At 52.2% G+C, this 6,927-nt stretch carries 7 protein-coding genes; 2 read left to right on the top strand and 5 right to left on the bottom strand.

Going from position 1 to position 6,927, the window contains the following annotated elements:
* The 4 genes from L692_RS0100390 to L692_RS0100375 form a co-directional block, all read right to left on the bottom strand.
* Window positions 1-653, bottom strand: a 653-nt coding sequence (locus tag L692_RS0100390; protein WP_198027681.1) for a copper amine oxidase N-terminal domain-containing protein, incomplete at its 3' end; no start/stop codon positions are given.
* A 175-nt stretch (window positions 654-828) separates the two neighbouring features.
* A complete protein-coding gene (leuD, locus tag L692_RS0100385) occupies window positions 829-1,431 on the bottom strand; it encodes a 3-isopropylmalate dehydratase small subunit (RefSeq protein WP_025696161.1) in 603 nt (200 codons plus the stop codon).
* Between the two features lie 31 nt (window positions 1,432-1,462).
* Window positions 1,463-2,887: a 3-isopropylmalate dehydratase large subunit gene (gene leuC, locus L692_RS0100380; protein ID WP_025696160.1), complete on the bottom strand. Its 1,425-nt coding sequence runs from the start codon at window positions 2,885-2,887 to the stop codon at window positions 1,463-1,465.
* 212 nt (window positions 2,888-3,099) lie between these two features.
* Window positions 3,100-3,735 carry a flavodoxin family protein gene (locus tag L692_RS0100375; protein WP_025696158.1) on the bottom strand — a complete coding sequence of 212 codons (636 nt, stop codon included), beginning with the start codon at window positions 3,733-3,735 and terminating at the stop codon, window positions 3,100-3,102.
* 289 nt (window positions 3,736-4,024) lie between these two features.
* Between L692_RS0100375 and L692_RS0100370 the strand changes: the two genes are divergently transcribed.
* Window positions 4,025-4,936, top strand: a complete 912-nt coding sequence (locus tag L692_RS0100370; protein WP_025696156.1) for a LysR family transcriptional regulator — start codon at window positions 4,025-4,027, stop codon at window positions 4,934-4,936.
* 98 nt (window positions 4,937-5,034) lie between these two features.
* Here L692_RS0100370 and L692_RS0100365 read toward each other — a convergent pair whose 3' ends face one another.
* Window positions 5,035-5,232, bottom strand: coding sequence for a hypothetical protein (locus L692_RS0100365; RefSeq protein ID WP_025696154.1), 198 nt, complete (start codon window positions 5,230-5,232; stop codon window positions 5,035-5,037).
* Window positions 5,233-5,653: 421 nt separating this feature from the next.
* Here L692_RS0100365 and proB point away from each other — a divergent pair, with 421 nt between their 5' ends.
* Window positions 5,654-6,760: a glutamate 5-kinase gene (gene proB / locus L692_RS0100360; RefSeq protein ID WP_025696152.1), complete on the top strand. Its 1,107-nt coding sequence runs from the start codon at window positions 5,654-5,656 to the stop codon at window positions 6,758-6,760.
* The last annotated feature ends 167 nt before the right edge of the window (window positions 6,761-6,927 follow it).

Below are 6,927 nucleotides of genomic sequence, written 5' to 3'. Positions count from 1 at the left end.
GACGGTCCGGCAGCAGCTCCCGCAGGCCCCCCGGCTGTTTGGGGCGTTGAAGAAGCTGTTCCCGCCACCGTGCCCGTAGTCGGCGACGGCGCTGGTATAGGTGAAGGTGTGGATACAGGCGAACCAATGACCGGGCTTGGCGAAGGCGAAGGAGATGGCGAGGCAACCGGGGAGGGTGCGGGCTGGACGGGACTCACGTCTGGAGAAAGTCCGGACAGATAGACAATTTTATCCCTGTTGTCCCATCCTACCCCAAGCCCGAATTGTTCTCCAACGAATCGGATCGGGACGAGCACCGTCCCCGTGGCCTGTCTGGGCGCGGCGTTCAGGGTAAACGGCACACCGTCTGCGTCAGCCTGCTTACTCCCGACATAGAGCTGAATCTCTTTAAAATCCTGGCGGATGGTTACTTTCCGCAACGTCTTATCCCATGACACTTCGTATCCCAAATTCTCCGAGACGACACGGATCGGGATCATGACGCTGCCATTGACGCTCTCAAGCACAACGCCTTTCGGCAGCGCCAGCTCCTGGTTATCGAGCACAATCTTCCCTCTGCCCGCCGCGGCCGCGCCCTGTCCAGACCAGGCCACAAGCACCAGCAGGGGCAGCAGCAACGCGAGCATTCTCAGACAGGCCTTCCTCATCCTCATCTCCCCTTACTCCCTAAGTTCTGGAACAACTGCGCTAAATTCCTGACGCGGAATTCAGCCTTAATGTTTATACATTCTGCTATTATAACAAAAAAACTTCCAAATCCCGCAAAGGAAATGGAAGTTTCGTATAAAGAATTACGAGATTCGCGTCCGTCTGATGCTTATGCCCAAATTAGGCAAACAGCTTGGCCGCATTTTTCTGTTCATAGGCAGCGATAGCGTCCTCATGCTGAAGAGTCAGACCGATATCGTCCAGACCTTGCAGCAGGAACTGACGGCGGTGTTCGTCAAGATCGAAGCTGATGCTCAGACCATAGGCGTCGCTGATGCTCTTGTTCTCAAGATCGACAGTCAGCTCATAGCCATCATGGGCTGCGGTCCGCTGGAACAGATCTTCCACCTGCTCTTCGGAGAGCTTGATTGGAAGAATGCCGTTCTTGAAGCAGTTGTTATAAAAAATATCGGCATACGAAGAGGCGATAATCACCTTAAAGCCGTAGTCGAGAATCGCCCACGGAGCATGTTCTCTCGAAGAGCCGCAGCCGAAGTTGGCTCTGGAGATCAGGACGGACGCGCCTTTGTAGCGGTCCTGATTCAGCGCAAATGCCGGGTTGTCATTGCCCGCTTCGTCAAAACGCCATTCAAAGAACAGAAACTGTCCGAAACCTGTCCGTTCGATCCGTTTGAGGAATTGCTTCGGAATAATGGCGTCCGTATCCACATTGACCCGGTCCACGGGTCCGACAATTCCGGTTAATTTCTTAAAAGCTTCCATCTATATTACCCTCCCGATTATTCTCGAATTCTTAAGAGCTGACGGCTTCCGTCTTGAAGTTCCAATCCCGCACATCCGTGAAGTGGCCTTTGATCGCAGCAGCGGCAGCCATTTCAGGCGAGACCAGATGCGTGCGTCCTCCGCGGCCCTGGCGGCCTTCAAAGTTCCGGTTGGAGGTCGACGCGCAGCGCTCACCCGGCTGCAGAATGTCAGGGTTCATCGCCAGACACATGCTGCATCCCGCTTCGCGCCATTCAAAACCGGCTTCCGTGAAGATTTTGTCCAGACCTTCCTTCTCGGCCAGAGCTTTGACTCTTCCCGAACCCGGAACGACAATGGCCTTTACTTTCTCCGATACCTTATGGCCCTTGGCAACCTCGGCCGCCGCGCGCAAATCCTCGATCCGGCCGTTCGTACAGGAGCCGATGAAGACATAATCGATGGTGATTTCGGAAATCGGAGTTCCTGGCTTCAGATCCATGTATTCCAGCGCCTTTTCAGCCGCTTTGCGTTCGTTCTCGGTGGCAAAATCGGCCGGATTCGGCACCGTAGACGTAATGTCGGTACCCATACTTGGGCTTGTGCCCCAGGTTACTTGCGGAATCAACGAATCCACTTCAAACTCGACAACCGTGTCGAATTCCGCGCCTTCGTCGGTAACCAGCTCTTTCCAAGCGGCAACAGCCTCGTCAAACGCCGCGCCTTGCGGAACATATTGACGGCCGCGCAGATATTCGAATGTCTTCTCGTCGGGAGCGATCATACCCGCTCTGGCCCCGGCTTCGATCGACATATTGCAGACGGTCATCCGCTCTTCCATCGACAGCTCGGTAATGGATTCGCCTGTGTACTCAATGACATAACCCGTAGCGAAATCCGTGCCGTATTTGGCGATCAGTCCAAGAATCATGTCTTTTGCCGTTACGCCCGCGTTGCGTTTGCCGACAAAACGGACTTCCATCGTCTTCGCTTTGGCCTGCTGCAAACACTGGGTCGCCATAACATGCTCTACTTCGCTTGTCCCGATGCCGAAAGCAAGGGCTCCGAAAGCGCCGTGAGTGGAAGTATGGCTGTCTCCGCAGACGATTGTTTTGCCGGGATGCGTAAGTCCCAGTTCCGGTCCCATAACGTGCACAACCCCGTTGTCCAGATCGTCAAGACCGAACAGCTTTACTCCGAAATCGGCGCAGTTCTTCGTAAGTGTATCAATCTGCTGTTTGGAAATCGGGTCTGTAATGTTGAAACGGTCCGTGGTAGGAACGTTGTGGTCCATCGTCGCAAAAGTCAGCTCCGGGCGGCGAACCTTGCGTCCGCTCAGACGGAGTCCTTCAAAAGCCTGCGGCGATGTTACCTCGTGCACCAACTGCAGGTCGATATATAGAATGCTAGGTTTGCCTTCCTCTTGATAGATAACGTGATTGTCCCAGATTTTCTCGAACATTGTTTTCTTGCCCATGATTTCACCTCGTTATAGAATCGTTCGTCTGTAGGAAACTGAAATTCCCCCGTTGGAATGATCTAAATATAACATGAGGTTGTTTATTACGCCAAGATATGATTTCTATAATTCTTATAGGTAAATATTATAAGAATGGCTGCGTTTGCTGAGGGCTGATTGCAGGTTGATAGGATAGCAGCAATTGGTTTATTTTGATCAAGCAGGTCCCTTTAACGAATAAAATTAGTAAATATTTTTTCTTCTCTTTCAGGCTTCTTTACATTTCCTTCGCCGTTTTCTATCAACTTCATAAGCCATGCCATATTTTTGCCAAGCACCCTCATTATTTGAATCCCTTCTTCATCCTGCATGGCCTCCCCTGGTGCGGTGCCGTTAATAACATTCCAATAATTTGAAGTCGCCATAAGCATTTCAGAATGATTAATGTAGTTATTTAACTGGTCGAAAGTCGGAATTCCACCTGCACGTCTTACTGCTACAACGGATACACCCACTTTATGTCTTAACATACTATCATTGGCTTCGGCCACACGAAAAGCTCGATCCAAAAATGATTTCATTGTTCCGGCAATGGCTGAATAGTGAACTGGCGAGCCTAAAATGATTCCATCAGCTTCTTTCATCTTTTCAACCCATTCATTAACCGGATCAGTAGCAATAATGCACTTTTCATTTTTATTTTTTATACATTTTTTACAAGCAATACATCCTCTGACAGGTTTAATCCCTACGTGAACTATTTCTGTTTCTATTCCTTCTTTTTCAAGTTCATCAATAACTATTTTTATTCCATGATAAGTATTTCCCGCTTTAGCGGGGCTTCCATTAAAAGCTACAACTTTCATTTAAAATTCCTCCCTTTATAAACATAATTTTTACACTACAATTTCCCGGAAGTAAATACTGAACGTTTAGTTTATGAATTATATAATATACTGAACGTATAGTATTGTAAAGTGTTTTTTTGCGAGGAGTATATAATATGTAAAAAATTAGGGCGTCCCGGTTCAAGTTAATCATTTTGTAGAGCATCGTACCCATATTGGCTGGGTGTTAATTTTTTATTTATATAGATTCGGACTCCTTTATAGATTATGCTTATAAGAGGATGAATCTTAGGAGGAGACCGCGAGTATGGAACTCAGACAACTGCTTTACGTGCTGCAGATCGCAAATGAACGAAATTTCTCAAGGGCAGCCGAGAAGCTCCATATCGCCCAGCCCTCGCTCAGCCAGCAGCTGTCCAAGCTTGAGAAGGAACTTGGCGTGATGCTGTTTCAGCGGAACACGAGCACCGTTGAGCTTACCCATGCGGGAACGAAATTTGTGGATCAGGCGCAAATCATTATCGATGCGGTAGAGCTGCTGCGCCAGGAAATGAACGATATATCGGAGCTTCGCACCGGACGTGTCGTTGTCGGCAGCATGCCGATTACGGGCGCCCACCTGCTGCCCTATGTGCTGCCCGTATTTAAGCGGAAATACCCCGAGATTGATATTACGCTGCTGGAGGATTCCTCGATGAATCTGGAGAAGCTGACCGCAAGCGGCCAGACCGATCTCAGCCTGCTGTCTCTGCCGCTGGAAATCCCCGCGCTGGCGTATGAAATTCTTGGCGAGGAGCGCATTGATCTCGCGGTTCCGCCGGAGCATCCTTTGGCTGCGCGCGCGTCCACCGGTGTGAAGACGGCACTGGAGGAATTAAGAGGGGAATCGTTCATTGTGCTTAAAGAAGGACAAGGCTTCCGCAAAATGACGGTGGACCTGTGCCGGGGGGCCGGATTCGATCCGTCCGTTGTTTTTGAGAGCAACAATATGGAAACGATACAATCGCTCGTAGCGGCAGGCATGGGGGTAACGCTGGTTCCCCGCTTTATCTCCCGCGCTCCGCGCAGTGAGTTTGTGCCCGTCTATTTGCCATTGGCTGATCCTGTGCCCAGCCGGACATTGGTCGTCGCCTACCGCAAGGGACGTTATCTGTCCAAGGCAGCCGAGGCTTTTATCCATACGTTCCAAACGACGGTAGCCGAGCTTGCGCAGGAATGAGGCCCGAACGGTGCAAGCGGAAAACGGACGCCCCTGCGCCAAAAAGCCGTTCACGCCTGCGAAAGCGATGAGCGGCTGTGCATTTTTTAAACTTGACGTCAGTTCTGGTATTTACGGAAATTACGCTCGGAAATAAAATGGTTCTGCGTATCAGGCACATGCGAGGTAGCTTCATCAACCGGTCCTCTTGAGTGGGGCTTTCCGGTCTCTTCTTCGATAAAATCGCGCATCGTCTCCCGCTGCTCCCGGGGCGCATGCTCTCTTTCTTCAAGCTCCTGCCGGTTATCCTTTGCCATGGTTCCACCTCCTGCTGACGATTTACGGCTAGTTTGCCCGTTTGCCGGAAGGCTAAACATATTACATCCGGCGGTATTTTTTCGAAGGCAATAGGTGGAACTCTCTTGGCAAACTTGGCTCGTCATGGTATTCTAATTGTCGAATAGGTAAACGTGCAGACGGGACCAGTACGAACGAGCCTACCGCGCCAGAGAGTAAATTCCGACCGGCTGAAAGAATTTACCGCGGCTAACGTTCCGAATCCTACCCCCGAACGGCCTGCTTCGCAGGACGGATTCCTCCCGTTACGAGGCTAAAGTCGGATGATCCCTCATCAATGAAGGTGGTACCGCGGAAGTGAACCCAAGCTTTCGTCCTTTGCTCAGTCTAAGGATGGGGGCTTTTTTGTTGTTCAATATGGATAATAGGAAGTGAAAGGCAATGTCAACACGAATAGTGGTCAAAATCGGCAGCAGCTCTCTGACCTCGGCCGAAGGCGGGCTGAACCGCGAAGCGGTCGCCTTTTTCGCGTCCGAAATTGCGGAACTTAGGCGCAGCGGCTGCGAAGTGCTGCTCGTAACCTCCGGGGCCGTAGCTGCGGGCTTCCGCAGCATCGGCTACCCCACGCGCCCCAGGCTGCTGCATGAGAAGCAGGCCGCCGCGGCCGTAGGCCAGGCGCTCTTGATGCAGGCCTATCAGGAAGCATTCTCGGCGCACGGTCTGACCGCTGCTCAGATTCTGCTGACCCGCACGGATTTCCGCAGCCGCCGCGCAATGAACAATGCCGTAATGACCGTCGAAGAGCTGCTGAGACAGGGCGTGATTCCGGTATTCAACGAGAATGATACAGTATCCGTCGACGAACTGAAATTCGGCGATAACGATATGCTGTCCGCTCTGGTCGCCAATCTGCTCAAAGCCTCGAGCCTCCTGATGCTTACGGACATCGACGGCTTGTACAGCAGCGATCCGCGCAGCAACCCGGACGCCGTACGATACCAGCTTGTCGAAGAGTTCACGCCGGACCTCTACGCGATCGCCGGAGGAGCCGGGTCCTCTGTCGGTACAGGCGGCATGCGCTCCAAGATCGACGCCGCGAAGGTAGCTACGCGCGGAGGCGTGCCCTCCTTCGTGGGACGTGTCACCGAGCCTGGCGATCTGCGTCTGGCCGTTCAGGAGGAAGGCAAAGGCACTTATTTTGCCACAACGCTGTCTTCCCTGCCCGTCAAGAAGCAATGGCTGGGCTTCATGTCCACCCCGCTCGGCTCAGTGATTGTCGACGCCGGAGCGGAGGATGCGCTGGTTCACGGGGGCCATAGCCTGCTGCCCGTAGGGGTCAGGGAGGTTCAGGGCAGCTTTCATGCCGGAGACGTCGTTGAAGTGCTCGGCCTTGATTCCAAGCTGCTCGGCCGCGGCATCGTGAATTACGACGACGCTCAGCTGCGTATCATTCGGGGGCTGCCTAGCGGCGAGGTTATGCGCCGGCTTGGAGAAGAGGTGCACCGGCTTGAGGTCATTCACAGGGATGAATGGATTACGCTGAAATAATCAATTTCTGCCGTGAAAGCCGGGGAGTTGAAATTTTGCAATCCAATTTATATAAGGGGGAAAGATAATGAGTGAAGTTGCAGGCAAGGCGGCTCTGGCCAAAAATGCGGCAGGTCCGCTCGGCAGACTGACCACCGGGCAGAAGAACGAAGCGCTGCTGGTCATGG

This window comes from Paenibacillus forsythiae T98 (assembly GCF_000520735.1).
GTDB lineage: Bacteria > Bacillota > Bacilli > Paenibacillales > Paenibacillaceae > Paenibacillus_AQ > Paenibacillus_AQ forsythiae.
The sequence above is the reverse complement of the archived record's forward strand: the minus strand, read 5'-3'. Positions and strand labels throughout refer to the sequence as shown.

Excerpts from the sequence above, each read along its gene's own strand:
- leuD (WP_025696161.1), bottom strand. The coding sequence starts at position 1,431 with ATGGAAGCTTTTAAGAAATTAACCGGAATTGTCGGACCCGTGGACCGG.
- L692_RS0100365 (WP_025696154.1), bottom strand. The coding sequence starts at position 5,232 with ATGGCAAAGGATAACCGGCAGGAGCTTGAAGAAAGAGAGCATGCGCCC.
- L692_RS0100375 (WP_025696158.1), bottom strand. The coding sequence starts at position 3,735 with ATGAAAGTTGTAGCTTTTAATGGAAGCCCCGCTAAAGCGGGAAATACT.
- L692_RS0100370 (WP_025696156.1), top strand. The coding sequence starts at position 4,025 with ATGGAACTCAGACAACTGCTTTACGTGCTGCAGATCGCAAATGAACGA.
- leuC (WP_025696160.1), bottom strand. The coding sequence starts at position 2,887 with ATGGGCAAGAAAACAATGTTCGAGAAAATCTGGGACAATCACGTTATC.
- proB (WP_025696152.1), top strand. The coding sequence starts at position 5,654 with ATGTCAACACGAATAGTGGTCAAAATCGGCAGCAGCTCTCTGACCTCG.